This is a genomic window from Salegentibacter chungangensis, from assembly GCF_042678405.1.
GTDB classification, from domain to species: Bacteria; Bacteroidota; Bacteroidia; order Flavobacteriales; family Flavobacteriaceae; genus Salegentibacter_A; species Salegentibacter_A chungangensis.
The window spans coordinates 1-26,196 of the sequence record NZ_JBHTLI010000003.1; the positions used below are offsets into that span (position 1 = coordinate 1).

The window sequence follows — 26,196 nt, forward strand, 5'->3', positions numbered from 1 at the left end:
AAAAAATTACAGTACTTAAAGAACGTGGCGCCCTGCGCTCAGCCTTATTTGCTGCCGCGCAAAGCGGGTGCAAATATACAGGCTTTTTTTCGAATCCCGCAAAACTTTTTTTGAAAATTTTTGAAGAACTTTTCAGAGCAAATCACCCCTACTATCCGAAAAAAACAAGACTCTCAATGAACTTCCGCCTTACCCCCGAGAGCAAGCCCTCAGCGCCTAAGCGGCTGCAAATATACAAGGCTTTTTTACTCTGGCAAGCTTTAATTTGAGATTTCTTTAAGTTTATTTTTGGTTAATCTTTAAAAGCCTGATTCAACACCAATTAGAACTAAACTTTTTTTACCGCGTTAGGGATCGCAGCGGCATCCTTATAGCGGTTTGTTTTTTGCGCCTATATAATAAGGTATAAGTATTCTTTTTCAAACCATCTCCCAAAAGACCTTTTCAGCTATAAGATACAGCGAAGAGCCCGGCCGTGACCCTAAGGAACGGCAACGCCCAAACTATTATTTTTATACAGGCTTCATATTGCGCAACCAATTTCAACATCTTATCTTTGTCGCTTAAATTAAACGAAAGAGAACACATGATTAAGGTAACTTTGCCTGACGGCAGTATCAAGGAATTCGAAAAGGGAACAACTCCTATGGAGGTTGCCAGGAGCATTAGCGAAGGGCTGGCCAGAAACGTGATTTCGGCGAAATACAATGACAGGATCGTTGAAACCGCCACCCCACTTACCACCGATGGCAGCCTTACCTTATATACATGGAAAGATGAGGAAGGTAAAAAAGCCTTCTGGCACTCTACTTCTCACGTTATGGCCCAGGCTATTGAGGAACTATATCCGGGAGCCAAACTTACCATAGGACCCGCAATTGAGACCGGATTCTATTATGATGTTGATTTTGGAGAACATAAGATCTCTGAAAACGACTTCGGAAAGATCGAAAAGAAAATGCTTGAGATCGCCCGCGGAAAACACGATTTTAAAATGCGTGAGGTTTCCAAGGCTGACGCGCTCGCCTATTACAAGCAAGAAAACAACCCTTTTAAGGTAGAACTAATCGAAAACCTTGAAGACGGAGAGATCACTTTTTGTGATCACGATACATTTACAGACCTCTGCCGCGGAGGACATATCCCGAACACCGGTTTCATAAAAGCGGTAAAACTAATGAGCGTTGCCGGAGCCTACTGGCGCGGTGATGAAAACAAACCTCAATTAACGAGGGTTTACGGAGTTTCTTTCCCTAAACAGAAAGAACTAAAAGAATATCTTGAACTGCTTGAGGAAGCAAAAAAGAGAGATCACAGAAAACTGGGAAAAGAACTGGAACTGTTCACCTTCTCCCAGAAAGTTGGCCAGGGACTGCCATTATGGCTTCCCAAAGGTGCGGCTTTAAGAGAGCGCCTGGAAAACTTTCTGAAAAAAGCCCAGCAGAAAGCGGGTTATGAGATGGTGGTAAGCCCTCATATTGGTCAGAAAGAACTATATGTGACTTCAGGGCACTATGCCAAATACGGGGAAGACAGTTTCCAGCCCATCCACACTCCTAATGAAGGAGAGGAATTTCTGCTGAAACCTATGAACTGCCCACACCACTGCGAGATCTACAACGCCAAATCCTGGAGCTACCGTGACCTGCCGAAACGTTTTGCAGAATTCGGCACCGTATACCGGTACGAGCAAAGCGGGGAACTACACGGGCTGACAAGAGTAAGAGGCTTTACCCAGGATGATGCGCATATTTTTTGCACCCCAGATCAGCTGGACGAAGAATTCAAAAAAGTAATAGACCTTACCTTATATGTATTCGATTCCTTAGGTTTCGAAAACTTCACTGCCCAGGTTTCCTTAAGAGACCCTGAAAACAAAGAAAAGTACATAGGAGAGGACGAAGTATGGGAAAAGGCCGAAAACGCCATCATTAACGCGGCCAAGGAAAAAGGACTGAATTATGTGGTGGAAACCGGAGAGGCCGCCTTCTACGGACCAAAACTTGACTTTATGGTAAAAGATGCCCTTGGAAGAAGCTGGCAGCTTGGAACCATCCAGGTAGATTATAATTTACCCGAGCGTTTCGACCTTACCTATAAAGGCAGCGATAATGAAAGTCACAGGCCAGTTATGATCCACCGTGCCCCATTTGGCAGTATGGAGCGCTTTGTAGCCATACTTTTAGAACATACAGGGGGGAACTTCCCGTTATGGTTAATGCCTGAACAGGCTATCATCCTGTCGCTCAGCGAGAAGTATGAAAAATACTCCCAAAAAGTTTTAACTTTGCTAGAAAATCACGAAATTCGCGCCTTGGTGGATAACCGAAATGAGACCATCGGGAAGAAAATCCGTGAAGCCGAAGTTCAGAAATATCCTTATATGCTGATCGTTGGTGAGCAGGAAGCCGAAGATGGTACGGTTTCTGTACGTAAACACGGGGAAGGCGATCTTGGCAGTATGTCAGTTGAAGCTTTTGCCGAAATAATAAATAAAGAGATAAAAAAGACGCTAAAAGCGTTTGAAGTTTAACTAAAATTAGATAGCCATAGCAATACGTAGAAAAAAATCGAAGCGACCGCTTAGAGCAGTTAAAGAAGATCAACACAGAATCAACCATAAGATCAAGGCCGAAGAAGTTCGCCTTGTAGGTGATAATGTGGAAATGGGTGTTTACCCGGTAAAAAAAGCCTTAAACATCGCAGAAGACCTGGGGCTGGATTTGGTGGAAATCTCCCCAAAAGCCAAGCCACCGGTTGTAAAAGCGATGGATTACAAGAAGTTTCTTTACGAGCAGAAGAAGCGTGAAAAGGCAATGAAAGCCAAAGCGAGCAAGGTTGTTGTAAAAGAAATAAGATTTGGACCTAACACCGACGATCACGACTACGAATTCAAGAAACGTAATGCCGAAAAATTCCTAAAGGAAGGAGCTAAACTAAAGGCATTCGTATTCTTTAAAGGTAGGTCTATCGTATTTAAGGATAAAGGGGAAATACTTTTACTTCGCTTAGCCCAAGACCTGGAAGAACACGGAAAGGTGGAGCAGATGCCAAAGCTGGAAGGTAAACGTATGACAATGTTTATGGCGCCAAAGAAGACTAAATAGAATAAGAGAGTTAATTATAAAAGAAGGACAGCATGCCTAAAATGAAGACGAAATCCAGTGCCAAGAAGCGATTTAAGCTAACCGGTACCGGTAAAATTAAAAGAAAGCACGCGTTTAAAAGCCACATCTTAACAAAGAAGTCTAAAAAACGTAAGCTAGCCTTAACGCACAGTACTTTGGTACATGATGCAGATAAGGACAATGTTAAACTTCAATTACGTTTAAAGTAATTTGAAGCTCTTAACGGTTTAAACAATTTAAAAACCCTGGAGTTGGGCAAAACAGAATCAGAAATGTGATTTTCTGTGGTTTTAGAAGTGCTGCATCAGCAGCCGCCTGCTACAAAAAAATTAAAAGAAATGCCAAGATCAGTAAATTCAGTTGCGAAGAGAGCCAGAAGAAAGAAGGTTCTTAAGCAAGCAAAAGGTTACTTCGGACGTCGTAAGAACGTTTGGACAGTAGCAAAAAATGCGGTTGACAAAGCTATGCTTTATGCATACAGAGACCGTAAAGCAAAGAAGCGTAATTTCCGTTCATTATGGATTATGCGTATTAATGCTGCAGCCCGTGCAAACGGAATGTCTTATTCTCAATTTATGGGAGGTGTAAAAGCTAATGGAATCGCTCTTAACCGTAAGGTTTTAGCAGATTTAGCAATGAACCACCCAGATGCTTTTAAAGCAATTGTAGAAAAAGTAAAATAATTACAAACTAATTATACTCTCTTATAATGAAAATCCGGTGCTTGCGCACCGGATTTTTTTATTTAAAAGCATTTTCAGAAACTCATCCTTCACCATATAAGGTAAGTACCAGTTTCCTGGCTCCTCCGTGATTTCTGGCCTCGCACAAATAAATCCCCTGCCAGGTTCCAAGATTTAAGCTGCCATTTGTAACAGGAATATTCAGGGAAGTTCCCATTAAGGAAGCCTTAATATGGGCGGGCATATCGTCAGGTCCTTCCAATGTATGCTTATAATAAGGCTGATTTTCCGGAACCATTTTGTTCATATGGCTTTCAAAATCTTCTCTAACCGTTGGGTCGGCATTTTCGTTTATGGTAAGCCCTGCGGAAGTATGCTTTATAAACACCTGTAAAAACCCGGTCTTAATTTTCGTGATCTCAGGTATTCCCTCCAAGACCTCGTCGGTAACAAGATGAAATCCTCTGTTACGGGCTCTCAGCTTTACTTCCTGTTGAAAAATTTTCATTATGTCTTTTGTTTTTTCTTTTTTGCTGCAGGGAAAAGAACATTATTAAGGATCAGGCGGTATCCGGGAGAGGTTGGATGAAGCTCCAGTTCAGTCTTGGGATCCCCTACCCTGTGCTGATAATCTTCGGGATCGTGGCCACCATAAAAGGTAAAAAACCCCTTCCCTTTTATCCCGTGAATATAACGTGCTTCCCCATTCAGCTTATTCTCCCCCATCACCAGCACATTAGCCTTTATATTATCAGGGTTGTAAGCCGTAGTCTGCCCCATAAACCCCTTTACCAACCTGGTGTGATTCTGGGTAAGCATAGTAGGAACGATATCCCATTTCGCCGAAAAATCCATCAGCGTAAAATAATCGGATTCCTGATTTATCTGCCTGGAAGCGGTCATATCTATAGATGAAAATTCATAGATCATCGGGCTACGCTCCAGGATAAAATCGGTAAAAGCAAAAGTTCTGCTATAATCCAGTTTAGATTGGTACCCGGGCTCACTTGGGTCACCATCAAACATCGGTTCGGCAATATCGGTCCCTTCAGCCGCCAGAGCTATATCAAAACTATCAGTAGCACTGCACATTGCGAACATAAAGCCGCCACCAACCACATACTCCTTAATTTTAAGGGCCACAGCCAGCTTCTCTTTCGAAACTTTATCATAACCAAGTTTGGCAGCCAAAGCTTCAGCTTCCTCTTTGTCCTTAATATACCAGGGCGTAGTCCGGAATGCACGGTAGAATTTTCCATATTGTCCGGTAAAATCTTCGTGGTGAAGATGCAACCAGTCATATAAGACCAAAGCATCATTCAGCACGGCTTCATCATAAATAGTCTCGTAGGGAATTTCTGCATAGGTAAGTGCCATAGTCACCGCATCGTCCCAAGGTTTATTTCCCTGCGGAGAATAGACAGCAATCTTTGGGGCCTTCTCCAGGACCACTGTTTCCATATTTCTGGAAGGACTACTGATCTCCTCCAAAATCTCCCCGGTCTTAGCATCGCTAATGATTTCAAAGGAAACCCCGCGAATCTTGCATTCCCGCCTTAATTGCTCATTATCTGAAATTAAAAAGGAACCTCCTCTATAATTAAGCAACCAGCGAACTTCAAGCTTTTGTTCTAAAGCAAAATAGGTGATCCCGTATGCTTTAAGATGATTCACCTGAGTTTCGGCATCCATAGGAATAAGGATACTGGAAGCCTTTAAGCTAATTGCTGAAAGAAAAAAAAGTAAGAAAAAGAGGCCTTTCAGGGGGCTGAAATTGAATGCAGAAAGTTTGCCGGCACCATTTTCCAGGTACCGGCCATATATTTTAGAACGGCACGTCGTTATCGTCATCATTGCCAAAACCATCATTCATTGAGCTTCCAAAGGCTTCGTTAGCGCTTGGATTAGGTAAATTCTGTGACCCGAAATCCTGCCCGTCATCGCCTCCATCATTCATTTTTGAATGGAACTCAAAAGGAGAATCGAACTCTTCTAAGTTATCAAATTTACCAAGATGTCCAATAAATTTAAGACGGATATTCTCCAAACCACCGTTACGGTGTTTAGCCACGATGAATTCCCCCTGCCCTTCGGTTGGAGAACGTTCTTCATCATCCCATTCATCGATCTTGTAATATTCAGGACGGTAGATGAAGGATACAATATCGGCATCCTGCTCGATCGCTCCAGATTCCCTAAGGTCAGACAGCAATGGTCTTTTGCTTCCTCCCCTGGTCTCTACTGCCCTGGACAACTGTGAAAGTGCAATTACCGGAACATTGAGTTCCTTTGCAAGCGCCTTAAGGTTACGTGAAATTGTTGAAATTTCCTGCTCTCTGTTCCCGCCTTTTTGCGTTCCTCCGGCGGTCATAAGCTGCAGGTAGTCAATCACGATAAGCTTGATCCCGTGTTGTGAAGCAAGACGTCTTGCCTTCGCCCTTAAATCGAAAATCGACAGAGACGGCGTATCATCAATAAATAACGGAGCTTTTTCCAGGTCTTTCACCTTAACGTTAAGCTGCTCCCATTCGTGTTTTTCAAGATTCCCTGTACGAAGTTTTTCTGAAGAAAGACCGGTTTCGGAAGAGATCAAACGCGTGATCAGCTGCACCGAACTCATCTCCAGTGAGAAGAACGCAACAGGAATTCCCTGTCCCACAGAAATGTTCCGTGCCATAGACAAGGTAAGTGCGGTTTTACCCATACCCGGTCTTGCTGCCACGATAATAAGATCTGAAGGCTGCCAACCTGAAGTTAACTGGTCAAGTTTTTCGAAACCTGAAGGCACCCCACTAAGACCTTCTTTATTAGAGATCTCCTGGATCCTGTTCTTTGCCTGGATCACAAGGCTCTGAGCCGTTTCAGTAGATTTTTTAATATTCCCCTGGGTTACCTCATATAGTTTAGCTTCCGCCGAATCCAGTAAATCGAATACATCTGTCCCCTCATCGTAAGATTCTTCAATGATCTCACTGGAAATCTTAATCAGGCTACGCTGAATATATTTCTGGAGAATGATACGGGCGTGGAATTCAATATGCGCCGAAGAGGATACTTTTTGTGTAAGCTGAATCAGGTAATAATCGCCCCCAATCTTTTCAAAATGACCATCTTTCTTTAATTGATTAGAAACGGTTAATAAGTCGATCGCCTCGGTATTCTCGAAGAGCTTATAGATCGCTTCATAAATAAGTTTATGAGCATTCTTATAGAAAGCATCGGGATGAAGAATGTCTATAATCTCATCGACACCTTTCTTATCTATCATCATAGCCCCGAGAACAACCTCTTCTAAATCAACAGCTTGCGGGGGTATTTTTCCTTTTTCTAGATTAATTACGTTACTTTTCTGGTATCCGAAATTTTGGGGGGCGGTCATTTTTTCCATATCACGAAAGTAAATAAATTTGTTAAGGCAATCTTAAATTTGCGGGCTTCGATAATCAACAATCAATATGTTGAAAACTCGGTTTTTCTGTTGATAAGATTAAAAAATCCGAAACTTCAGGCTTCGGATTTTTTTACAGTATATGGTATCAAAGGGCTTAACCTTTAAACACTCCCATACCTAAATATTTATCCATTCGCTTCTCAACCAATTCTTCTGGTGATAAGTTTCTAAAGTCTTCATAAGAATCAGAAATTGCTTTTTTAACCGTTGCAAAAGCTTCCTCTTTATTACTATGGGCTCCCCCAAGCGGCTCCTTAATGATCTCATCAATAAGTTTCTGCTTCTTCATATCTGTAGCGGTAAGCTTAAGGGAATCTGCGGCAACCTCTTTATACTCCCAGCTTCTCCACAAGATGGATGAACAGGATTCAGGAGAAATAACCGAATACCAGGTATTCTCCAGCATCATTACCTTGTCTCCTACTCCAATTCCAAGAGCACCACCACTGGCTCCTTCACCAATAATCACTACGATGATAGGCACCTTAAGACGGGTCATTTCAAGAATATTTCTCGCGATTGCCTCACCTTGTCCGCGTTCTTCGGCTTCAAGCCCCGGATACGCCCCGGGAGTATCAACAAAACACACCACAGGCAGACCAAATTTCTCAGCCGACTTCATTAAACGGAGGGCTTTTCTATAACCTTCAGGGTTTGCCATCCCAAAGTTCCTGTATTGTCTTGTCTTGGTATTATATCCCTTTTGCTGGCCCACGAACATATAGCTCTGGTCGCCGATCTTTCCAAGACCGCCAATCATCGCCTTATCATCCTTTACATTTCTGTCTCCGTGAAGTTCCAGAAAAGTATCGCCGCAAATCGCTTTGATATAATCTAAAGTATAAGGTCTGTTAGGATGCCTTGAAAGCTGAACTCTCTGCCAGGCAGTAAGGTTCTTATATATTTCCTTCTTGGTCTCGGCAAGTTTTTTCTCTATCTGTTTACAGGTGGCCGTAACATCTACATTACTCTCTTCTCCTATATTACAGGCCCTTTGGTACTGCTCTTCTAACTCTTTAATGGGTAATTCAAAATCTAAATATTCCATAATAAGTAGTTATGGGTGTTTTTTGTTAGCCTACAAATATAAGAAAGTTTAAAAGGAAGATTTTGCAAGAATCGACAATAATTTCTCAGAAATTTAAATTCTTATCTTTTAGCATTAAACAGAAGGTAAATGGCTAATATTCCGAAAGTTATATTTGGAAACCAAACTGCTATCAATGGAGAAAATGCCGATTGCTCTGCCATAGTCCCAAAAACCTTGTCGAAGAAAATAAAGATAAAGGCGAGGGTGATCCCAAGGGCGAGATTCACTCCCATCCCCCCTCTTCTTTTCATTGAAGAAACAGCCACGGCTATAATGGTAAGGATAAATGCCGATACCGGAATACTCCATCTTTTATAGGCCACCACCATATATCGGTTAATATTCCCCGATCCCCGGCGTTTTTCGGTCTCTATAAATTCGTTAAGCTCTGAGTAGTTCAGCGTTTCGGCAATATAAGATTCAGGTGTTAGCTCATCAAACTCGAATGGAAGGATGGTATCGAGTTTTCTTTCCTTCAGAATAATATCTTCATCCTCCCCCACGATCCGCTTATCGACATTGGTCAAGGTGTAAGTGGTGTCTTCTTCATTGAATTGCAACCTGGAAGCACTGATCTTGAATTCCAGCTCGTTCCCGTTAAAATGCTCAAGGGTAAAGTTCCTCGCAGACTTTGATTTGGGCTGAAAGTGACTGGCATAAATGAACTCATCGTCATTGATCTGCCGGTAAACATCACTGGTTTCCTGGGTTTGCTGCCCCTTCTTTAAATATTGGTATTTAAATTCGTTGAATCCTTTACTGGCCTTAGGCGCAAGGAACATACTAAGCACAAGCGCCCCCAGACAGACTATGGTCGCCCCAATAAGATAAGGCCTGAGAAACCTCCAAAAGGAGACCCCGCTACTTAAAAATGCAATGATCTCGGTATTATTAGCGAGTTTTGAAGTAAACCAAATTACCGAAAGGAACAGGAATAAGGGAAAAAGCAGGTTGGCAAAATAAATGGTAAAATCAAGGTAGTAATAGGCAACTTCAATAAAAGGGACCTCATTTTCGAGGATCTTATCGATCTTTTCCGCAAGATTCACCGTGATCCCAATAGGAATGAACAGGAGTAACATCAACCCGAAGGTGCCCAGGTATCTCTTTAATATGTACCAGTCAAGTATCTTCAACCTATAACCTCTTATCCATTTGTTTAACCATCTTATTCTTCCAGGTGGTAAAATCGCCCTCTAAGATATGCTTTCTGGCCTCGCGAACCAACCACAGGTAAAACCCAAGATTATGAACGGTAGCAATTTGTTTGCCAAGCATCTCATTTACCGTGAATAAATGACGAAGATAGGCCTTGGAATAATAGGTATCGACGTAAGTAATCCCCATTTCGTCTATAGGAGAGAAATCGTCGTGCCACTTTTTGTTCTTGATATTAATGGTCCCGTGGGCCGTAAAGAGCATCCCGTTCCTGGCATTCCTGGTAGGCATTACGCAATCGAACATATCTATTCCCAGCGCGATATTTTCCAGGATATTAATAGGTGTTCCCACTCCCATCAGATATCTCGGCTTATCCTCCGGAAGGATCTCGGTAACCACTTCGGTCATCGCATACATTTCTTCAGCAGGCTCTCCAACAGAAAGTCCGCCAATAGCATTTCCTTCGGCTCCAACCGAAGCAATATATTCAGCCGACTGCCTTCTAAGATCTTTATAAGTGCTCCCCTGAACGATCGGGAACAAGGTCTGGTTGTACCCGTAATAAGGCTCCACCTTTTCCAGATGGTTAACACAACGGTCCAGCCAGCGGTGCGTCATATGCATAGACCGCTTGGCATATTTATAGTCACAGGGATAAGGCGTGCATTCATCAAAAGCCATAATAATATCGGCCCCGATGGCACGCTGAATTTCCATTACATTTTCAGGAGTAAAAGTATGGTAAGAACCGTCAATATGAGACTTGAACTTCACCCCTTCTTCCTTGATCTTTCTTCTTTCGGAAAGTGAATATACCTGGTAGCCCCCGCTATCGGTAAGGATATTACGGTCCCAGTTCATAAACTTATGAAGGCCGCCCGCCTTTTTAAGAATCTCGGTCTGGGGTCTTAGATACAGGTGATAGGTATTTCCAAGGATGATATCGGGATTGATGTCTTCTTTCAGTTCCCTCTGGTGTACTCCTTTAACCGAGGCCACCGTACCAACGGGCATAAAGATGGGGGTTTCAATCTTTCCGTGATCTGTGGTAATAGTCCCGGCCCTGGCTTTGCTGCCCGGATCGGTCGTTAAATGTTCAAATTTCATAGTTCTTTTTCAGTAGCTGCAAAGATACTTAACTAAATATCAAATTAAAGCAACCTGAAAAGCCAAATTGTTAGCTTTTTCAGATAAATCGTTGATAACTGGCCTCTTCTGGCTTTGAGAAAGCTTTTTAAAAACCTATTTTTGCGGCGATTATAATAACAACACAATTAAGTAATGCCAAACATTCAAGAATTAGAAAAATTTGCCACCCAGGTGCGCAGGGACATTTTAAGGCAGGTACATAAAGTGAATTCCGGTCACCCCGGGGGGTCTTTAGGTTGTACCGAGTTCTTTACAGCACTTTATAAAGAAGTGATGGACCACAATACAGATTTTGATATGGACGGAAAGAACGAAGATCTTTTCTTCCTTTCCAATGGTCATATCTCTCCTGTATTTTACAGTGTACTTGCGAGAAGCGGATATTTTCCTGTGGAGGAGCTGAACACCTTCAGACTTATAGATTCCAGACTACAGGGACACCCTACCACTCACGAAGGTTTACCCGGAATAAGGATCGCTTCAGGTTCTTTAGGACAGGGAATGTCGGTTGCCATTGGTGCCGCCCTCTCCAAGAAACTGAACAAGGATGAAAAACTTGTATTCTCCCTGCACGGAGACGGGGAACTTCAGGAAGGACAAAACTGGGAAGCAATTATGTATGCTGCCGCCAACAAGGTAGACAACCTGATCTCTACTGTAGATCTGAACGGACAGCAAATTGACGGAAGCACCGAAACCGTATTGCCTCTTGGTAATCTTAGAGCAAAATTCGAAGCTTTCGGATGGGATGTGATGGAGATCGCTGACGGAAATGACCTGAAGCAGGTTATTGACGGTCTTAACGAAGCCAAGACCCGCACGGGGAAAGGCCGCCCGGTTTGTGTACTTATGCACACCGTAATGGGACACGGGGTAGACTTTATGATGCATACCCACGCGTGGCACGGTAAAGCTCCTAACGATGAGCAACTGGAAACAGGACTTTCTCAGAATCCGGAAACTTTAGGCGACTATTAAAAAGATTTCAGTGACCGGGTTTTGGCCCGCTCACCTACAAACAAGATTACAATGAAAAAATATACAGATACAGGAAAAAAAGATACGCGTTCAGGTTTTGGAGCCGGTTTGACCGAATTGGGCAAGAGCAATGAAAATGTAGTTGCGCTTTGTGCCGATCTTACCGGGTCTTTAAAAATGGACGAATTCAAAGCAAACCATCCGGAGCGGTTTTTCCAGGTGGGAATTGCAGAAGCGAATATGATGGGCATCGCAGCAGGGATGACCATTGGAGGCAAAATTCCTTTCACCGGAACATTCGCCAACTTTTCTACCGGAAGAGTTTACGACCAGATAAGACAAAGCATCGCCTATTCAGGTAAGAATGTAAAGATATGTGCTTCTCACGCCGGAGTTACCCTTGGCGAAGACGGAGCGACTCACCAGATCCTCGAAGATCTTGGATTGATGAAGATGTTACCGGGAATGACCGTGATCAACCCTTGCGACTTCAACCAGACCAAGGCTGCCACTATCGCGATCGCCGAGCACGACGGGCCTGTTTACCTTAGATTCGGAAGACCGAAAGTTGCCAATTTCACTCCTGAAGACCAGAAGTTCGAGATCGGGAAAGCGGTTCAGCTGCAGGAAGGAAGCGATGTGACCATTATCGCTACCGGACATTTGGTCTGGGAAGCCCTTCAGGCTGCCGAGCAACTTGCAGAAAAAGGCATCAGTGCCGATGTACTGGACATCCACACCATTAAACCGCTTGACGAAGAAGCTATCCTGAATTCGGTTAAGAAAACAGGCTGCGTGGTAACTGCTGAAGAGCACAATTTCCTTGGAGGCCTTGGAGAAAGCGTTTCAAGAACCCTTGCCGTAAACCACCCGGCTCCCCAGGAATTCGTGGCTACCCAGGATGTTTTCGGTGAAAGCGGAACTCCGGCCCAATTGATGGAAAAATACGGTCTTAACGCCGATGCCATCATCAAGGCGACCGAGAAAGTCATCAAAAGAAAATAAAAACTTAACTTAATAAGAGTTAAAAATGAGGCCTTTCGGATGTTTTTCCGAAGGGCTTTTTTTATCCGCAGAAATAAAGTAAGTACATTCACGTTATTAAAACCTAACTCAAAAATGAATACTATGAAAAAACTGATGTTAATGGCCCTTTTAATTACAGGTGCAACAATGACCGCCCAGAATGCGGAGTTTGGACTTAAGGGAGGACTTAACTACGGGGCTACCGGAGACTATGAAAACGTAAATGACGGAGCTGCAGATTTCCAGCGCTCATTCGAAGAAGGAGAAAACAAGACAGGATATCATTTAGGTGCATACGGTAAATTTGAGCTTCTTGGCATCTTTATTCAGCCTGAGCTGATGTATACAAGCTTAAAGACCGAATACACCAATTTCGAATATAAACTGAACAAAATCGATGCGCCTGTTCTTGTAGGTCTTAATGTATTAGGTCCGCTGAATATTAAGGCGGGACCATCATTCCAGTATGTGCTGAACAATGATATTGACAATGAGGACTACTCGGTGGGCGATGTTGCTGATGATATCACCGTTGGTTACCAGCTTGGAGCCGGAGTGGATCTTGGTCGACTTGGTTTTGACGTAAGATATGAAGGCGCTTTTAGCGAAAACACAGCTTTTGTAGACACCGCATCAGAGCAGTTTACTTTAGATTCAAGACCATCACAATGGATCCTGAGCTTGTCTTACAAGCTATAACAGAAAGTTCATTAAAAATAAAAAGCCCCGGGAATTCCGGGGCTTTTTTTATGCTTTTCGCTGTTCCTTACTGGAAGGTATCAGGATCCAGATAATCCGGAGTACCGTTTGAATTACTATCCGGGAATTCTACTGTTCCGTCTTCGTTAATGATGATCTCATCACGGGTTGGTGTACCATCTCCATCATCGTCACTATCAACGTAGTTTGGCCTGGTATCTTCATCGGTATCATCGTTCATCACTACGCCATCCCCGTCAAGATCTTCCAGATAAGAAGCAATCCCGTCATTATCGTGATCGGCTTCATTCACCCTGTAGAGGTTCACATTAAAAATTAAGGGACTGTAAGAAGGTATAGCCTCCTGAGGGCTTGAAAAATATCCAAGTCCGGAAGGAATAATAATCGCTCCTACTCCAAAATCGTTATTCCAGGTTACTGTATTGTCAGAATTCACGGTATAACCCGAAGCACCTTTAAACTCTACAATTCCTTCAGAAAAACCAGAGATAAGACGCGTAAGGTCAAACCAGACAGGTGAGGTTGAATTATCGAATGTAGAATTGTTCAATAATTCTCCCTGATAGCTCACAAGAGTGGAATCGGCAATTTTAGGACTTACTCCTTCACCCTCGCGCACTCTCAGGATATAAAGATTATATTCCACATCATCCCGGGTTACGGATTTCACCATCAGTTTATCAGAATCTATTACCGCTGTCTTATCGGCATTATCATCCTTAATACTGTCGAATCTTACGGTATAATCGAAGTCTTCAGGTGGATTCTCAAACTCCTCATAGTTATAATAATGAGTTTCCAGGAACTCACGGATAGCCTCGTCGTCGGCGATTGCCTGTTCAGCTCTGTCCCGTTCCTCAAACTGCGGAGTATCGTCATCTTCCTTACAGGAAAAAAGACTCAGACCGGTTAATAGAAGAATATAAAATTTGTTCAATCTCATTGTATCTTATTTTTAGGGGCGCAAGATACAATATTCTTGTATTTTTGCTTAAGGATTAAACCAGTTTTAAAGACCAAATATGAGAGTTGATAAATTTTTATGGTGTGTTCGGTATTTTAAAACCAGGAGTATAGCTACCAACGCCTGTAAGCAGGGAAAAGTGAAACTTGACGGCGATAGTATGAAACCTTCAAAAGAAGTTTTTCCGGGAGACAAACTTAAGGTAAGAAAGAACCAGATAGATTACGAGATCGAGGTCCTCGACCTTCCGCCAAGCCGGGTGGGCGCCAAACTGGTAAACCTGTATGTACACGATGTCACTCCCAAAGAGGCCTTTGAAAAACTGGAACTTTTAAAATATTCCAAAGATTACTACAGAAAAAAAGGAGCCGGAAGGCCTACCAAAAAGGACAGGCGGGATATTGATGACTGGTTCGATAATGCAGGAACAGATCCCGGTATAAAAAAGGAAAAAAATGACGAATCTTAACAAGGAATTCTGGTCACAACGTTACAAAAGCCAACAAACCGGCTGGGATATAGGCTATGCCTCTACGCCGTTGAAAGCTTATATAGATCAGCTGGAAAACAAAGACCTGAAAATCCTTATCCCCGGCGCAGGAAATTCTTATGAAGCCGAATACCTGTTCCACAAAGGCTTTAAAAATATATTTATTGCAGATATTGCCGAGGAACCGCTGAAAAACTTCAGGGAACGAGTTCCCGGGTTCCCCGAGGAACAAATGCTAAACACAGACTTTTTTGAAATCAAGGACGAATTCGACCTGATCCTGGAACAAACCTTCTTTTGTGCTTTACCCGTTGAAAAAAGACAGGCTTACGCAAAAAAAGTATTCGACCTACTAAAACCCGGAGCTAAAATTGCCGGAGTGCTGTTCAAATTTGAACTTACCGAAGATGGCCCGCCTTTTGGAGGCAGCAAAGAAGAATATTTGACGTATTTTAGTGAAGATTTTGAGATTAAGATCTTTGAAGACTGCTACAATTCTATCCCTCCAAGACAGGGAAATGAACTCTTCTTCAAATTCAGAAAACCGGAATAATGAAAGAAAATATATTGATTCTCGACACCGAGCAGATAAAGCATAAAGTAAAGCGAATTGCTTACCAGATCTACGAAAGCAATATCAACGAAAATGAGATCATCCTGGCAGGAATTGCCGATAACGGATACAGGTTTGCCAAGCTCCTTAAAAAAGAGCTCGAATCCATCTCGCCTCTCAGGATAGAACTATGCCAAGTAAAGATCAACAAAAAAGAACCGCTTAACCCTATAAGCACTTCTCTGGAGAAAAATACCTATAAGGATAAGTCGGTAGTTCTTGTTGACGATGTGCTAAACTCGGGCACCACTCTTATCTATGGGGTGCGTCACTTTCTGGAAGTTCCCCTGAAACAGTTTCAAACGGCAGTACTCGTAGACAGAAGTCATAAAAAATATCCTGTAAAGGCTGATTTTAAAGGAATCTCACTTTCTACCTCGTTAAATGAAACTGTAAAAGTAAGTCTTAGAGAGAATGAAGAAAAGGCAGAACTAGTCTAGTTTCTTCAGAATCCTGCCTACAATTTCTTCGGGGTCAAGATTGTTCACATCTATGATGTAATCTGACTGGTTATAGTAAAAAGCCCTTTCAAAAAGGTGTTTCCTGATAAATTCTTCAAGCTGCTCTTTGGTCTCGAGATGACTGATTACCGGCCTGTGCACTTTTTCGTACGCAAGTCTTGCCGTTAAGGTTTCCACCGAAGCTTTAAGGTATATGGTAGTGGTATCTTCTGAATCCTTAATAGCGTCAAAATTATTTCCGTAACAAGGTGTTCCGCCTCCCAGAGACACCACCATATCTGAAGGATCATTTAGTATATCCTGCAGGATCCTGCTTTCAAGTTTCCTGAAGTACAACTCTCCTTTCTCCTCGAATATTCCATTAACATCCTCTCCTTCAATGATTTCTATCTGGTTGTCAAGATCTACATAATTGATATTCAGCGCTTCGGCAAGTTGCTTTCCAATTACCGATTTTCCCGAACCCATATATCCTGCAATAAAAATTTTCATATATAAAACGCTTATTTTTAGGTGAATTAAAAACAATTACAAATTTATGTCAATTTAGGCTTGAAAAATAAATTAATGATATTATATTTGCACCCGCATTCGCAGAAACGTTGAGTGCTTTTGAAAGATCTGGTAGCTCAGTTGGTAGAGCATCTCCCTTTTAAGGAGAGGGTCCTGGGTTCGAGCCCCAGCCAGATCACAACTTTTTTAAGTTCTTTAAATACATTCTTCAAAAACCGATCTGGTAGCTCAGTTGGTAGAGCATCTCCCTTTTAAGGAGAGGGTCCTGGGTTCGAGCCCCAGCCAGATCACTTTTTTAAGTTCATATTTCAAATCTTATTGAAATCACTTATTATTCAGCCCTTTGGAAATCCAATTTCTAATCGTGCTTAAGCCGCCCGGGTGCTGGAACTGGTAGACAGGCATGGTTGAGGGCCATGTGTCCATTAGGGCGTGCGGGTTCGACTCCCGCCTCGGGCACTTCTTTTCTATATTATCAATTCTTATTTTGTAATTTTTACTTTTAATTCTGAATGAAACCACTCTGAGTTGAGTTTCAATAATATCCTTGTTTAACGAATTCCCGTTATTCATTTTACACCTGCTTCATCTTACCAAAAGCATTTGATAAAAATCACTTGCCATCAGCATACAATTCTGCATTAAAATAACTTTGTTTAATCTTTTAACTATTATGTTAGACATTTTAACATATTGGTATAGTTTTACAAAGCTTTAATTATTTAGATTTGTTTATCTTGATTTACAACATGGAATATATAAAGCAAACCTTCAGTATAAAAGACCTTGAGAACCTTAGTGGCATCAAGGCTCACACCATCAGGATCTGGGAGAAAAGATATAATATCCTATCGCCGGACCGAACTTCAACAAATATCAGAACCTATGATATTTCCAGTCTTCAGAAAATACTGAATATTGCTTTTTTAAATGAAAGCGGATACAAGATCTCCAGGATCTCCAAACTCTCTGATGAGGAGATATCAGATATGGTTCGCGGGGTGAACACCTCCTCCAGTGAAGAGACACGAGCCATAACTTCCCTGAAGCTTGCAATGCTGAATTTTGATGAGGCTCTTTTCAGCAAGACTTATAACGAACTTAAAAAGAGGAAGTCTTTTACAGAGATCTTTCTGGAGGTTTTCTTACCCCTGCTGGAAGAGATCGGGGTCTTATGGCAAACCGATACTATAAAACCCATTCACGAACACTATATCGTAGACCTTATCAAACAAAAGGTCTATTTAAATATCGGCTTACTAAAAGAAGAGAAAGAAATGAACGGAGATACCCTTTTCGTACTTTTTCTTCCGGATAACGAGATCCACGATGTGGGAATTCTTTATTTATACTATGAATTACTGAATCACAACAGGAGTGCAATTTACTTAGGCCCCAGTCTGCCATTGAGCGATATGAATTACTTACTGGAGCTTCACGACAATGTTGCCTTTATAAGTTATCTCACCACTCAGCCTGAAGATATGGACAAATATCTCCAGGAATTCAACGATGAACTTTCGGAAGATAAAATAAGAGAATTCTACCTCTTCGGAAAAAAAGCCAGAGAGATAGATAAATCCACTCTATCCCCGAACATTAAAGCTTTCAACTCCCTGGTGCCTTTTATTAAAAGTTTATAAGACCAAAAATGAAAAAAAGAGTATCCATAATAGGTTCAGGCTTTGCGTCTATGGCTGCAGCCTGCTATCTGGCAAGAGACGGCTACCAGGTGCAGGTATTTGAGAAAAATACGGAAGTTGGCGGACGTGCACGACAGCTAAAAAAGGAAGGCTTTACCTTCGATATCGGCCCTACCTGGTACTGGATGCCAGATGTCTTTGAACGCTTTTTTGCCGACTTCGGCAAGACCCCAAAAGATTACTACAGCCTTCAGAAACTCAACCCTGCCTACAAGGTGTTTTTTGAGGATGGTAATACGATAAGTATTGAAGACAGTCTTGAAAAGATATATGCGGCTTTTGAAAAGGAAGAGCCGGGAAGTTCAGCTAAACTGAAAAAATTCATTTCGAGGGCCCAGGAAAATTATGACATCGCTATAAAAGATCTTGTATACAGGCCGGGAGTTTCTCCACTTGAACTGATCACTCCAACAACGGCTACCAAACTCGGACAATTCTTTAGCACGATCTCCAAAGAGGTGCGTAAAGAGTTCAGCAATGAAAAACTTATCCAGATCCTTGAATTTCCGGTCTTGTTTCTCGGCGCTAAAGCAAGTAATACTCCTGCTTTTTACAGCTTTATGAATTATGCCGACTTTGGCCTTGGTACCTGGCACCCCGAAGGCGGAATGTATAGCGTAATTAAAGGCATAAAAGAACTGGCTGAATCTCTGGGAGTAGATTTCACCACTAATGCTTCCGTCGAAAAAATAAACCTTCATAACAAAAAGGCCACCTCTATTACAGTGAATGGAAAGTTAGTGGAATCTGATATTGTTCTAAGCGGTGCCGATTATCATCACACCGAAAGTCTTCTCCCGGAAGAAAGCAGGCAATATTCCGAATCCTACTGGAACAAAAAGGACTTTGCCCCTTCTTCCCTTCTGTTTTATGTTGGTTTCAACAAAAGGCTTAAGAACGTGGCTCACCACAGCCTTTTCTTTGATACCGACTTTGGAAAACACGCTGAAGCTATTTATGACAACCCGAAATGGCCGAATGATCCGCTATTCTACGCCAGCTTTCCTTCCATAACAGATGCCTCTACAGCCCCTGAAGGCAAGGAAGCCGGAATTTTCCTTATTCCACTGGCCCCCGACTTGCAGGACACCCCGGAACTTAGAGAGAAGTTTTTTCAGAAGATCATACAAAGACTGGAAAATTTAACAGGACAGGAAGTACAAAAGGAAATACTCTTCAAGGACTCCTTTTGCGTTAACGATTTCAAGAAAGAATACAATTCATATAAAGGAAATGCATACGGACTGGCAAATACGCTTTTCCAGACCGCATTTTTAAGACCTAAGCTAAAAAGTAAAAAAGTAGACCATCTTTACTTTACCGGTCAGCTTACCGTTCCCGGACCCGGAGTTCCTCCTTCGCTGATTTCGGGAAAATTGGCAGCCGAGCTTATTCACCAATCAAAAAACTAATGCTATGAAAGAAATTTTTGATCTAGTTTCCCGGTCCTGCAGCAAAACGGTAACGAATGCGTACAGTACTTCATTTTCTACCGCCACAAAGCTTCTTGCCCCATCTATAAGGCAGGATATTTATAACATCTATGGTTTTGTAAGGCTTGCCGATGAGATCGTGGACAGTTTTCACGATTATGACAAAGAAAAACTCTTTAATGATTTTGAGCAAGAACTCCACAAGTCCGTAAATCAAAAAATAAGTATGAACCCAATCCTGAATTCTTTTCAGGAAACCGTTCATAAATACAATATTGACGAATCCCTTTACAGGGCATTTATGAAAAGTATGCGCCTGGACCTTCATAAATCGAATTACCTTAGCATAGAAGAATACAAGGAATACATATACGGGAGTGCAGATGTTGTTGGCCTGATGTGCCTGAAGGTATTTGTGAAAGGAGATCCTGAAAAATATGATAAATTAAAGGATTCGGCGATGAGCCTTGGTTCCGCATTTCAGAAAGTAAACTTTTTACGTGACCTTAAAGCAGATTTTGAAGACCTGAGCCGAAGTTATTTCCCTAATGCCAACCTTGCCGAACTTGATGAAAACAGTAAAGAACGAATCATAAACGAGATAGAGTCCGATTTCAAAAAAGGTTTAAAAGGTATTGCCCACTTACCCGTAGAAGCGAAATTAGGAGTATACACCGCCTATATTTATTATCGAAAACTTTTGCATAAGCTTAAAAAAGTACCTTCTTTAGAGATCAAAAGCCGAAGAATAAGAGTGCCTGATTATGAAAAAGCAGGTCTCCTGGCAAAATCGTATATTTCTTACAGACTGAAATTAATTTAAACAGCATTAAAAATGCAGACCTTACTTTGGATAGCAGTTTTCCTGGGCACTTTTATAGGAATGGAAGGGATGGCCTGGTTCACTCATAAATACATTATGCACGGTTTCCTTTGGAAGCTTCATAAAGACCATCACAGAAAAGATCACAGCCACTGGTGGGAAAGAAACGACCTGTTCTTTATTTTCTACGCTATTGTAAGCATAAGCTTTTTTCTGCTCTGGAGATATGATGGTCTATGGATAGGGCTACCTATAGGACTCGGGATCCTTGCTTACGGGATCACTTATTTTACGGTTCACGATATTTTTATCCATCAGCGGTTTAAATTTCTTAGAAATGCCAATAACTGGTATGCGCGGGGTATAAGAAGAGCACACAAAATGCATCACAAACATCTCGGTAAAGAGGACGGGGAATGTTTCGGAATGTTACTGGTGCCCTTCAAGTTCTTTAAAAAGTAATATCTTTAAGGCAAAACAACCCCTTCTTCTATGGTCCAGAACTATTACTATATTATTGTTGGTGGTGGTTTGGCCGGATTACAGCTCGCGCTAAAACTCAGCAAGGATATATTCTTCAAGGGCAAATCGATTGCGATAATTGATCCCGACCCGAAAGAAAAGAACGATAAAACCTGGTGCTTCTGGGAAAAAGGGAATGGCCATTGGGATCATCTGGTCACCCACGAATGGAGTCGCGGTAAGTTTATTTCAAAAGACATAGATCATAACTTCGAGCTTTCCCCTTACTATTATAAAATGCTGAAGTCTATTGACTTCTACACCTATATAAAACAGGAACTGGAGAAATCTGAAGAGATCACTTTTATAAAAGATGAAATTCAGGAAATAGACCCTGTCACCCGGAAAGCTACCGGGGATAAGGGCGAATATACCGCTACACATTTCTTTGACAGCAGGGTCACTTCCGGTTACCTGGAAACTGAAAAGCATTCCAGAATCTACCAGCATTTTAAAGGGCGTCTTATCGAAACTGAAAAACCCGTATTCAACTCTTCTGAATTTACAATGATGGATTTCAGGCTCAAATACAAAGATTCTACCAGCTTTACTTACATTCTTCCCCTATCCCGGACGAAAGCTCTTGTAGAATATACCTTTTTTACACCTTTCCTGACCGAAGAAAAGATATATGATGAGCTCCTGGACGAATATATTTCAAAATATCTAAAACCCGGAAAATACGAAACCCTAAGCACCGAGTCGGGAATCATCCCTATGACCGATTTTCCCTTTGAATCCGGAAATACAACCAAGATCACCAAAATAGGCACCGGTGGGGGCTGGGTTAAGGCTTCCACAGGTTATTCCTTTAAAAATACAGAGAAAAAAATAGAGAAAATAGTAGACAACATCAAAAGCGGCGTGAGCCCGGGATCTAATCTTATCAACTATAAATTCAGAAGGTATGACAGGATCTTCCTTGATGTACTTTACCGAAACAATGAACTGGGAGAAGAGATTTTCACAAAATTCTACACCAAAAACAGCCCGGAAGAGATCTTTGCATATCTGGACGAAGAGAGCAGCTTTTCAGAAGACCTGAAAATAATGCTTTCCCTTTATAATTTTCAATTCATCAAATCTTTTCTAAGAAAAGGATTCTAGGCTATTCTTCCATTAAAAGTGAATTGATGATACTTCTGGTCCTTTCACTGTTCCAGTCGGCAGCTCCAACTTTATGAATAACAATATTACCCTTCTTATCGATCAAATATGTGGTAGGTAAGGTATAGCCATCCATAGGCTTCGGGTCTGCACTCAGCATCCTGTAGGAAGGCATAGAGTACCCCTTTCGTTTCATAAAATTAGATGTTGTTTCGTGGTCTTCACCAGAAACAAAATAGAAATCCATCTTTCCCTCGTATTTTGAATACAACTTCTGCAGGGAAGGCATTTCAGCGATACAGGGCGGACACCAGGTAGCCCAGTAATTCACAAGGATCACCTCTCCTTTAGAATCAGCAAAATTAACACGTTTCCCATTGGTGTTTTCAAGCACCCAATTATAATCGGCAAGTTGCTCCCTGTCTTCCTCCTCGGTAACCGAAGGACTGAATGAAAGGATCTTATTTACGAAGATCTGTACCGGCTTACGGGTTTGAGGTATGATCAGGATAAGGATCAATACACCAAAAATGATGTTAGACCACTGATTTTTAAAAAGCTTCTTCATTAAGAGTAGTTTGATGACTTAGACGAATAATCCTATGAGACTTAACAATTCGAATGTGCAGCAAAATTAGGCAAAATAAAAAACTCCCGCACTATGCGGGAGTTTTATAAGAATTATATCCAATAATGCTTAAGCAGCATTCTGCTTTTTGATAAGGTTAAGTGCTGAACCGTGCTTATACCACTCAATTTGAGGCTGGTTATAAGTATGGTTAGCCTTTATGGTATCCTTGCTGCCATCAGCGTGTACAATTTCTATTGTAATTTGCTTGTCCGGAGCGAAGTCCTCAAGATCAATAAAGTTGAAGGTATCGTCTTCCTGAATAAGATCATAATCATTCTCATTATCGAAAGTCAATCCTAACATACCTTGTTTCTTAAGGTTAGTTTCGTGGATACGCGCAAAAGATTTTACAAGCACCACTTTCACCCCAAGGTGTCTTGGCTCCATAGCCGCGTGCTCACGGGAAGAACCTTCACCATAGTTATGGTCACCTACTACAACCGTAGGAATTCCGGCCTTCTTGTACTCTCTCTGTACAGCAGGAACTCCGTCGTAATCACCGGTAAGCTGGTTCTTTACGAAATTGGTCTTTTTATTGAAGGCATTTATCGCTCCAATAAGACAGTTATTAGAGATATTATCCAGGTGACCTCTGTAACGCAACCAAGGCCCGGCCATAGAAATATGGTCTGTAGTACATTTTCCGAAAGCTTTGATCAGCAATTTGGCTCCGGTAAGGTTCTTACCATCCCAAGGCTCAAAAGGAGTAAGCAGCTGAAGTCTTTCACTGTCTTCTGCAACTTTCACTTCCACATCTCTACCGTCTTCTTTAGGTGCAATATAACCTGCATCCTCTACAGCAAATCCTTTAGTTGGAAGTTCAATTCCTGTTGGTTCATCAAGCATTACCTCTTCTCCATCTTCATTCAGAAGCTTATCACGGGTCGGGTCGAAATCAAGACGACCTGAGATCGCGATCGCAGCCACCATTTCAGGAGATCCTACAAAGGCGTGAGTATTTGGGTTACCATCGGCACGCTTAGAGAAGTTACGGTTAAAAGAGTGAACAATGGTGTTCTTCTCTTCTCCTTTGCGGTCACTCCTGTCCCACTGACCTATACAAGGTCCGCAGGCATTGGTAAATACTGTGGCATCAAGATCTTCAAAGATCTTAAGCAATCCGTCTCTCTCTGCAGTAAACCTGATCTGCTCTGATCCCGGGTTGATACCGAAATCTGATTTTGCTTTTATCTTTTTATCTACCGCCTGTTTTGCTATGGAAGCCGCTCTTGTAAGGTCTTCGTAAGAAGAGTTGGTACAGGAACCGATAAGACCCCAGTCTACATTAATAGGCCAGTCATTTTCCTTGGCTTTTTCAGCCATTTCAGAAATTGGCGTAGCAAGGTCTGGCGTAAACGGTCCGTTAAGATGAGGCTTCAATTCGGAAAGGTTGATCTCGATCACCTCATCAAAATACTGCTCAGGATTAGCATAAACCTCATCATCTCCTGTAAGGTGCTCTCTAACTTCATTTGCAGCTTCAGCAACATCAGCACGGTTAGTGGCTTTCAGGTAACGCTCCATTGAGTCGTCGTAACCGAAAGTTGAAGTGGTAGCACCAACTTCAGCTCCCATATTACAAATTGTACCTTTACCGGTACAGGACATAGAACGGGCTCCTTCGCCAAAATATTCAATAATTGCTCCGGTACCTCCTTTTACGGTAAGGATACCTGCAACTTTAAGGATCACATCTTTAGGCGCTGTCCATCCGGAAAGTTCTCCGGTTAGCTTCACACCAATTAGTTTCGGGAATTTAAGCTCCCACGGCATTCCGGCCATCACGTCTACTGCATCTGCACCTCCAACACCAATCGCGACCATTCCAAGTCCTCCGGCATTAACGGTATGCGAATCGGTACCGATCATCATTCCTCCAGGGAATGCATAGTTTTCAAGAACTACCTGGTGAATAATACCTGCACCCGGTTTCCAGAAACCTATTCCGTACTTGTTTGATACAGACTCCAGAAAATCAAAAACCTCACTACTGGTCTTATTCGCAGCCTGTAAATCTATAGCAGCTCCCATCTTTGCCTGGATCAGGTGATCACAGTGCACGGTTGTAGGAACGGCTACTTTGTCCTTCCCTGCCTGCATAAACTGCAGAAGGGCCATTTGGGCTGTCGCATCCTGGCAGGCGATCCTGTCCGGAGCGAATTCTACATAATCTTTTCCTCTCTGGTAAGCATCTTTAGCTTTCCCATCCCAAAGGTGTGAGTAAAGAATTTTTTCTGAAAGTGTCAAAGGTTTGCCAACAACTTCACGGGCAGTATTTACCCTTTCGGCCATCTGGCTGTAAACCTTTTTGATCATATCAATATCGTACGCCATATTAGTGTATTTTTTGTTCTAAAAAAGTCTCGCAAAATTAAGAAATTATGACCACTTTTAAAAATTACTGACAATATTCAAAATTAGATAGAAATAATTTTCTATTTGGCAATTTTAAGTTTAAAAAAATCAGTAAAAAGTAAAAAATAGGGCAAATATTGCGATTTTGATAATAACTAAGATTTCTGTGAAGTAAAAAAGTCCGGTTCTTAGCCCGAAAGAGGCTGGTTTTAGGAAAATTATAAGATAAATCCCGGGATTAGAACAACTTCCTAATGATCTCTTCTTCTGAAATCCCTTCGGCTTCCGCCTTATAGTTCTTAATGATACGGTGTCTAAGGATACCAATAGCGACTGCCTGAATATCCTCAATATCGGGGGAGAACTTACCATTCACCGCGGCGTGAGATTTTGCCGCAAGCACGAGGTTCTGTGAAGCCCTTGGCCCTGCGCCCCAATCCACATAGTTGCGTATAAGTTCGGTGGCCTTATCGCCCTCCGGCCTGGTCTTACTCACCAGATTTACGGCATATTCCACAACATTATCGGCAACAGGAATCCTTCTTATTACGTGCTGAATATCGGTGATCTCCTGCGCCGTAAACAAAGGCGAAATTTCAGCCTGTTCATCTGATGTTGTGCTCTTCACCACATCTACTTCCTCCTGAAAACTTGGGTAATCAAGTTTTATGGCGAACATAAAACGGTCCAGCTGAGCTTCAGGCAAAGGGTAAGTTCCCTCCTGCTCTATCGGGTTCTGGGTTGCAAGCACAAAGTAAGGCAGGCTGAGTTTGTAATGATGTCCTGCCACAGTTACCGCACGTTCCTGCATAGCTTCAAGCAAAGCCGCCTGTGTCTTTGGAGGAGTCCGGTTAATCTCATCGGCCAGGATGATATTTGAGAAGACCGGGCCTTTAATGAACTTAAACTGTCTGTTCTCATCAAGGATCTCTGCTCCCAGAATATCACTGGGCATAAGATCCGGAGTGAACTGAATGCGTTTAAAATCGAGTCCAAGAGCCTGAGCGATGGTATTCACCATTAGTGTCTTGGCCAGGCCGGGCACCCCTATTAACAAAGAATGCCCTCCGGAAAAGACGGAGAGCAATATCTGGTCGATGACTTTTTCCTGTCCGACTATTACTTTAGCAATCTCATTTTTCAATTGACGGTTCTTCCCGACAAGATTTTCTATTAAAGCAACATCAGACATTTA

General features: G+C 42.1%; 27 protein-coding genes and 3 tRNA genes. 19 read left to right on the plus strand and 11 right to left on the minus strand.

Annotated features, from left to right (window positions below):
- The 5 genes from ACFQ3Q_RS12465 to rplT all read left to right on the plus strand — a co-directional run.
- Positions 1-269: hypothetical protein (locus ACFQ3Q_RS12465; RefSeq protein WP_380746354.1), on the plus strand; the 269-nt coding region annotated here is incomplete at its 5' end.
- A gap of 317 nt (positions 270-586) precedes the next feature.
- Positions 587-2,533 carry a threonine--tRNA ligase gene (gene thrS / locus ACFQ3Q_RS12470; protein WP_380746356.1) on the plus strand — a complete coding sequence of 649 codons (1,947 nt, stop codon included), beginning with the start codon at positions 587-589 and terminating at the stop codon, positions 2,531-2,533.
- Between the two features lie 22 nt (positions 2,534-2,555).
- Entirely contained in the window at positions 2,556-3,107 is a 552-nt protein-coding gene (gene infC, locus ACFQ3Q_RS12475) for a translation initiation factor IF-3 (RefSeq protein ID WP_380746907.1), read from the plus strand.
- Between the two features lie 32 nt (positions 3,108-3,139).
- The gene (gene rpmI, locus ACFQ3Q_RS12480) at positions 3,140-3,337 is read left to right on the plus strand and encodes a 50S ribosomal protein L35 (RefSeq protein ID WP_011708523.1); all 198 of its coding nucleotides are present in this window, start codon (positions 3,140-3,142) and stop codon (positions 3,335-3,337) included.
- Between the two features lie 129 nt (positions 3,338-3,466).
- Positions 3,467-3,811 carry a 50S ribosomal protein L20 gene (rplT, locus tag ACFQ3Q_RS12485; RefSeq protein ID WP_380746909.1) on the plus strand — a complete coding sequence of 115 codons (345 nt, stop codon included), beginning with the start codon at positions 3,467-3,469 and terminating at the stop codon, positions 3,809-3,811.
- Positions 3,812-3,893: 82 nt separating this feature from the next.
- Here the strand turns inward: rplT and ACFQ3Q_RS12490 are convergent, their stop codons facing one another.
- From ACFQ3Q_RS12490 to tgt, 6 genes are all read right to left on the minus strand, one after another.
- The gene (locus tag ACFQ3Q_RS12490) at positions 3,894-4,319 is read right to left on the minus strand and encodes a secondary thiamine-phosphate synthase enzyme YjbQ (protein ID WP_380746358.1); all 426 of its coding nucleotides are present in this window, start codon (positions 4,317-4,319) and stop codon (positions 3,894-3,896) included.
- Positions 4,319-5,575, minus strand: a complete 1,257-nt coding sequence (locus ACFQ3Q_RS12495; RefSeq protein ID WP_380746911.1) for an asparagine synthetase B — start codon at positions 5,573-5,575, stop codon at positions 4,319-4,321. The genes ACFQ3Q_RS12490 and ACFQ3Q_RS12495 overlap by 1 nt, the downstream gene beginning before the upstream one ends.
- Before the next feature lie 61 nt (positions 5,576-5,636).
- Complete coding sequence (gene dnaB, locus ACFQ3Q_RS12500; RefSeq protein ID WP_380746360.1) at positions 5,637-7,199, minus strand: replicative DNA helicase; 1,563 nt, start codon at positions 7,197-7,199, stop codon at positions 5,637-5,639.
- 157 nt (positions 7,200-7,356) lie between these two features.
- Positions 7,357-8,310, minus strand: coding sequence for an acetyl-CoA carboxylase carboxyltransferase subunit alpha (locus ACFQ3Q_RS12505; RefSeq protein ID WP_380746362.1), 954 nt, complete (start codon positions 8,308-8,310; stop codon positions 7,357-7,359).
- A 101-nt stretch (positions 8,311-8,411) separates the two neighbouring features.
- Positions 8,412-9,488: an LptF/LptG family permease gene (locus tag ACFQ3Q_RS12510; RefSeq protein ID WP_380746364.1), complete on the minus strand. Its 1,077-nt coding sequence runs from the start codon at positions 9,486-9,488 to the stop codon at positions 8,412-8,414.
- A 1-nt stretch (position 9,489) separates the two neighbouring features.
- Positions 9,490-10,620: a tRNA guanosine(34) transglycosylase Tgt gene (tgt, locus tag ACFQ3Q_RS12515; protein WP_380746366.1), complete on the minus strand. Its 1,131-nt coding sequence runs from the start codon at positions 10,618-10,620 to the stop codon at positions 9,490-9,492.
- Positions 10,621-10,794: 174 nt separating this feature from the next.
- Here tgt and ACFQ3Q_RS12520 point away from each other — a divergent pair, with 174 nt between their 5' ends.
- From ACFQ3Q_RS12520 to ACFQ3Q_RS12530, 3 genes are all read left to right on the plus strand, one after another.
- On the plus strand, positions 10,795-11,640 hold the full coding sequence (locus ACFQ3Q_RS12520; RefSeq protein ID WP_380746368.1) for a transketolase: 846 nt from the start codon (positions 10,795-10,797) through the stop codon (positions 11,638-11,640).
- A 51-nt stretch (positions 11,641-11,691) separates the two neighbouring features.
- Entirely contained in the window at positions 11,692-12,645 is a 954-nt protein-coding gene (locus tag ACFQ3Q_RS12525; protein WP_380746370.1) for a transketolase family protein, read from the plus strand.
- Between the two features lie 123 nt (positions 12,646-12,768).
- Positions 12,769-13,365 carry an outer membrane beta-barrel protein gene (locus tag ACFQ3Q_RS12530; protein ID WP_380746372.1) on the plus strand — a complete coding sequence of 199 codons (597 nt, stop codon included), beginning with the start codon at positions 12,769-12,771 and terminating at the stop codon, positions 13,363-13,365.
- Positions 13,366-13,432: 67 nt separating this feature from the next.
- Here the strand turns inward: ACFQ3Q_RS12530 and ACFQ3Q_RS12535 are convergent, their stop codons facing one another.
- Positions 13,433-14,329, minus strand: coding sequence for an FKBP-type peptidyl-prolyl cis-trans isomerase (locus ACFQ3Q_RS12535; protein WP_380746374.1), 897 nt, complete (start codon positions 14,327-14,329; stop codon positions 13,433-13,435).
- Positions 14,330-14,408: 79 nt separating this feature from the next.
- On the opposite strand from ACFQ3Q_RS12535, the gene ACFQ3Q_RS12540 reads away from it, so the two are divergent.
- From ACFQ3Q_RS12540 to ACFQ3Q_RS12550, 3 genes are read left to right on the plus strand one after another with little or no spacing between them, the layout of a single operon-like run.
- Positions 14,409-14,819 carry an RNA-binding S4 domain-containing protein gene (locus tag ACFQ3Q_RS12540; RefSeq protein ID WP_380746376.1) on the plus strand — a complete coding sequence of 137 codons (411 nt, stop codon included), beginning with the start codon at positions 14,409-14,411 and terminating at the stop codon, positions 14,817-14,819.
- The gene (locus ACFQ3Q_RS12545; RefSeq protein WP_380746378.1) at positions 14,806-15,393 is read left to right on the plus strand and encodes a methyltransferase domain-containing protein; all 588 of its coding nucleotides are present in this window, start codon (positions 14,806-14,808) and stop codon (positions 15,391-15,393) included. Before ACFQ3Q_RS12540 ends, ACFQ3Q_RS12545 begins: the two co-directional genes overlap by 14 nt.
- Entirely contained in the window at positions 15,393-15,893 is a 501-nt protein-coding gene (locus ACFQ3Q_RS12550) for a phosphoribosyltransferase family protein (RefSeq protein WP_380746380.1), read from the plus strand. The genes ACFQ3Q_RS12545 and ACFQ3Q_RS12550 overlap by 1 nt, the downstream gene beginning before the upstream one ends.
- On the opposite strand, the gene ACFQ3Q_RS12555 is transcribed toward ACFQ3Q_RS12550, so the two are convergent.
- The gene (locus tag ACFQ3Q_RS12555) at positions 15,885-16,406 is read right to left on the minus strand and encodes a shikimate kinase (protein ID WP_380746382.1); all 522 of its coding nucleotides are present in this window, start codon (positions 16,404-16,406) and stop codon (positions 15,885-15,887) included. The genes ACFQ3Q_RS12550 and ACFQ3Q_RS12555 overlap by 9 nt on opposite strands.
- 126 nt (positions 16,407-16,532) lie before the next feature.
- On the opposite strand from ACFQ3Q_RS12555, the gene ACFQ3Q_RS12560 reads away from it, so the two are divergent.
- The 8 genes from ACFQ3Q_RS12560 to ACFQ3Q_RS12595 all read left to right on the plus strand — a co-directional run bounded on the left by ACFQ3Q_RS12560 (position 16,533) and on the right by ACFQ3Q_RS12595 (position 22,015).
- A tRNA-Lys gene (locus ACFQ3Q_RS12560) sits at positions 16,533-16,605 on the plus strand.
- A gap of 39 nt (positions 16,606-16,644) precedes the next feature.
- Positions 16,645-16,717 (plus strand) — tRNA-Lys (locus tag ACFQ3Q_RS12565).
- A gap of 85 nt (positions 16,718-16,802) precedes the next feature.
- A tRNA-Leu gene (locus ACFQ3Q_RS12570) sits at positions 16,803-16,886 on the plus strand.
- Between the two features lie 290 nt (positions 16,887-17,176).
- The gene (locus ACFQ3Q_RS12575; RefSeq protein ID WP_380746383.1) at positions 17,177-18,070 is read left to right on the plus strand and encodes a MerR family transcriptional regulator; all 894 of its coding nucleotides are present in this window, start codon (positions 17,177-17,179) and stop codon (positions 18,068-18,070) included.
- 8 nt (positions 18,071-18,078) lie between these two features.
- Positions 18,079-19,542, plus strand: coding sequence for a phytoene desaturase family protein (locus ACFQ3Q_RS12580; RefSeq protein ID WP_380746385.1), 1,464 nt, complete (start codon positions 18,079-18,081; stop codon positions 19,540-19,542).
- 4 nt (positions 19,543-19,546) lie between these two features.
- On the plus strand, positions 19,547-20,386 hold the full coding sequence (locus tag ACFQ3Q_RS12585; RefSeq protein ID WP_380746387.1) for a phytoene/squalene synthase family protein: 840 nt from the start codon (positions 19,547-19,549) through the stop codon (positions 20,384-20,386).
- A 12-nt stretch (positions 20,387-20,398) separates the two neighbouring features.
- Positions 20,399-20,848 carry a sterol desaturase family protein gene (locus tag ACFQ3Q_RS12590; RefSeq protein ID WP_380746389.1) on the plus strand — a complete coding sequence of 150 codons (450 nt, stop codon included), beginning with the start codon at positions 20,399-20,401 and terminating at the stop codon, positions 20,846-20,848.
- Between the two features lie 30 nt (positions 20,849-20,878).
- Positions 20,879-22,015: a lycopene cyclase family protein gene (locus ACFQ3Q_RS12595; RefSeq protein ID WP_380746391.1), complete on the plus strand. Its 1,137-nt coding sequence runs from the start codon at positions 20,879-20,881 to the stop codon at positions 22,013-22,015.
- Position 22,016: 1 nt separating this feature from the next.
- Here ACFQ3Q_RS12595 and ACFQ3Q_RS12600 read toward each other — a convergent pair whose 3' ends face one another.
- The 3 genes from ACFQ3Q_RS12600 to ACFQ3Q_RS12610 form a co-directional block, all read right to left on the minus strand.
- The gene (locus ACFQ3Q_RS12600; RefSeq protein ID WP_380746393.1) at positions 22,017-22,583 is read right to left on the minus strand and encodes a TlpA family protein disulfide reductase; all 567 of its coding nucleotides are present in this window, start codon (positions 22,581-22,583) and stop codon (positions 22,017-22,019) included.
- Positions 22,584-22,712: 129 nt separating this feature from the next.
- Positions 22,713-24,980: an aconitate hydratase gene (locus tag ACFQ3Q_RS12605; protein ID WP_380746395.1), complete on the minus strand. Its 2,268-nt coding sequence runs from the start codon at positions 24,978-24,980 to the stop codon at positions 22,713-22,715.
- Positions 24,981-25,239: 259 nt separating this feature from the next.
- Positions 25,240-26,193, minus strand: a complete 954-nt coding sequence (locus tag ACFQ3Q_RS12610; RefSeq protein WP_380746397.1) for an AAA family ATPase — start codon at positions 26,191-26,193, stop codon at positions 25,240-25,242.
- Between the last annotated feature and the right edge of the window lie 3 nt (positions 26,194-26,196).

Coding starts and splice junctions, on each gene's coding strand:
- thrS (WP_380746356.1), top strand. CDS start 587: ATGATTAAGGTAACTTTGCCTGACGGCAGTATCAAGGAATTCGAAAAG.
- rpmI (WP_011708523.1), top strand. CDS start 3,140: ATGCCTAAAATGAAGACGAAATCCAGTGCCAAGAAGCGATTTAAGCTA.
- rplT (WP_380746909.1), top strand. CDS start 3,467: ATGCCAAGATCAGTAAATTCAGTTGCGAAGAGAGCCAGAAGAAAGAAG.
- ACFQ3Q_RS12490 (WP_380746358.1), bottom strand. CDS start 4,319: ATGAAAATTTTTCAACAGGAAGTAAAGCTGAGAGCCCGTAACAGAGGA.
- dnaB (WP_380746360.1), bottom strand. CDS start 7,199: ATGGAAAAAATGACCGCCCCCCAAAATTTCGGATACCAGAAAAGTAAC.
- ACFQ3Q_RS12505 (WP_380746362.1), bottom strand. CDS start 8,310: ATGGAATATTTAGATTTTGAATTACCCATTAAAGAGTTAGAAGAGCAG.
- tgt (WP_380746366.1), bottom strand. CDS start 10,620: ATGAAATTTGAACATTTAACGACCGATCCGGGCAGCAAAGCCAGGGCC.
- ACFQ3Q_RS12520 (WP_380746368.1), top strand. CDS start 10,795: ATGCCAAACATTCAAGAATTAGAAAAATTTGCCACCCAGGTGCGCAGG.
- ACFQ3Q_RS12525 (WP_380746370.1), top strand. CDS start 11,692: ATGAAAAAATATACAGATACAGGAAAAAAAGATACGCGTTCAGGTTTT.
- ACFQ3Q_RS12530 (WP_380746372.1), top strand. CDS start 12,769: ATGAAAAAACTGATGTTAATGGCCCTTTTAATTACAGGTGCAACAATG.
- ACFQ3Q_RS12535 (WP_380746374.1), bottom strand. CDS start 14,329: ATGAGATTGAACAAATTTTATATTCTTCTATTAACCGGTCTGAGTCTT.
- ACFQ3Q_RS12540 (WP_380746376.1), top strand. CDS start 14,409: ATGAGAGTTGATAAATTTTTATGGTGTGTTCGGTATTTTAAAACCAGG.
- ACFQ3Q_RS12545 (WP_380746378.1), top strand. CDS start 14,806: ATGACGAATCTTAACAAGGAATTCTGGTCACAACGTTACAAAAGCCAA.
- ACFQ3Q_RS12550 (WP_380746380.1), top strand. CDS start 15,393: ATGAAAGAAAATATATTGATTCTCGACACCGAGCAGATAAAGCATAAA.
- ACFQ3Q_RS12555 (WP_380746382.1), bottom strand. CDS start 16,406: ATGAAAATTTTTATTGCAGGATATATGGGTTCGGGAAAATCGGTAATT.
- ACFQ3Q_RS12575 (WP_380746383.1), top strand. CDS start 17,177: ATGGAATATATAAAGCAAACCTTCAGTATAAAAGACCTTGAGAACCTT.
- ACFQ3Q_RS12580 (WP_380746385.1), top strand. CDS start 18,079: ATGAAAAAAAGAGTATCCATAATAGGTTCAGGCTTTGCGTCTATGGCT.
- ACFQ3Q_RS12585 (WP_380746387.1), top strand. CDS start 19,547: ATGAAAGAAATTTTTGATCTAGTTTCCCGGTCCTGCAGCAAAACGGTA.
- ACFQ3Q_RS12590 (WP_380746389.1), top strand. CDS start 20,399: ATGCAGACCTTACTTTGGATAGCAGTTTTCCTGGGCACTTTTATAGGA.
- ACFQ3Q_RS12595 (WP_380746391.1), top strand. CDS start 20,879: ATGGTCCAGAACTATTACTATATTATTGTTGGTGGTGGTTTGGCCGGA.
- ACFQ3Q_RS12600 (WP_380746393.1), bottom strand. CDS start 22,583: ATGAAGAAGCTTTTTAAAAATCAGTGGTCTAACATCATTTTTGGTGTA.
- ACFQ3Q_RS12605 (WP_380746395.1), bottom strand. CDS start 24,980: ATGGCGTACGATATTGATATGATCAAAAAGGTTTACAGCCAGATGGCC.
- ACFQ3Q_RS12610 (WP_380746397.1), bottom strand. CDS start 26,193: ATGTCTGATGTTGCTTTAATAGAAAATCTTGTCGGGAAGAACCGTCAA.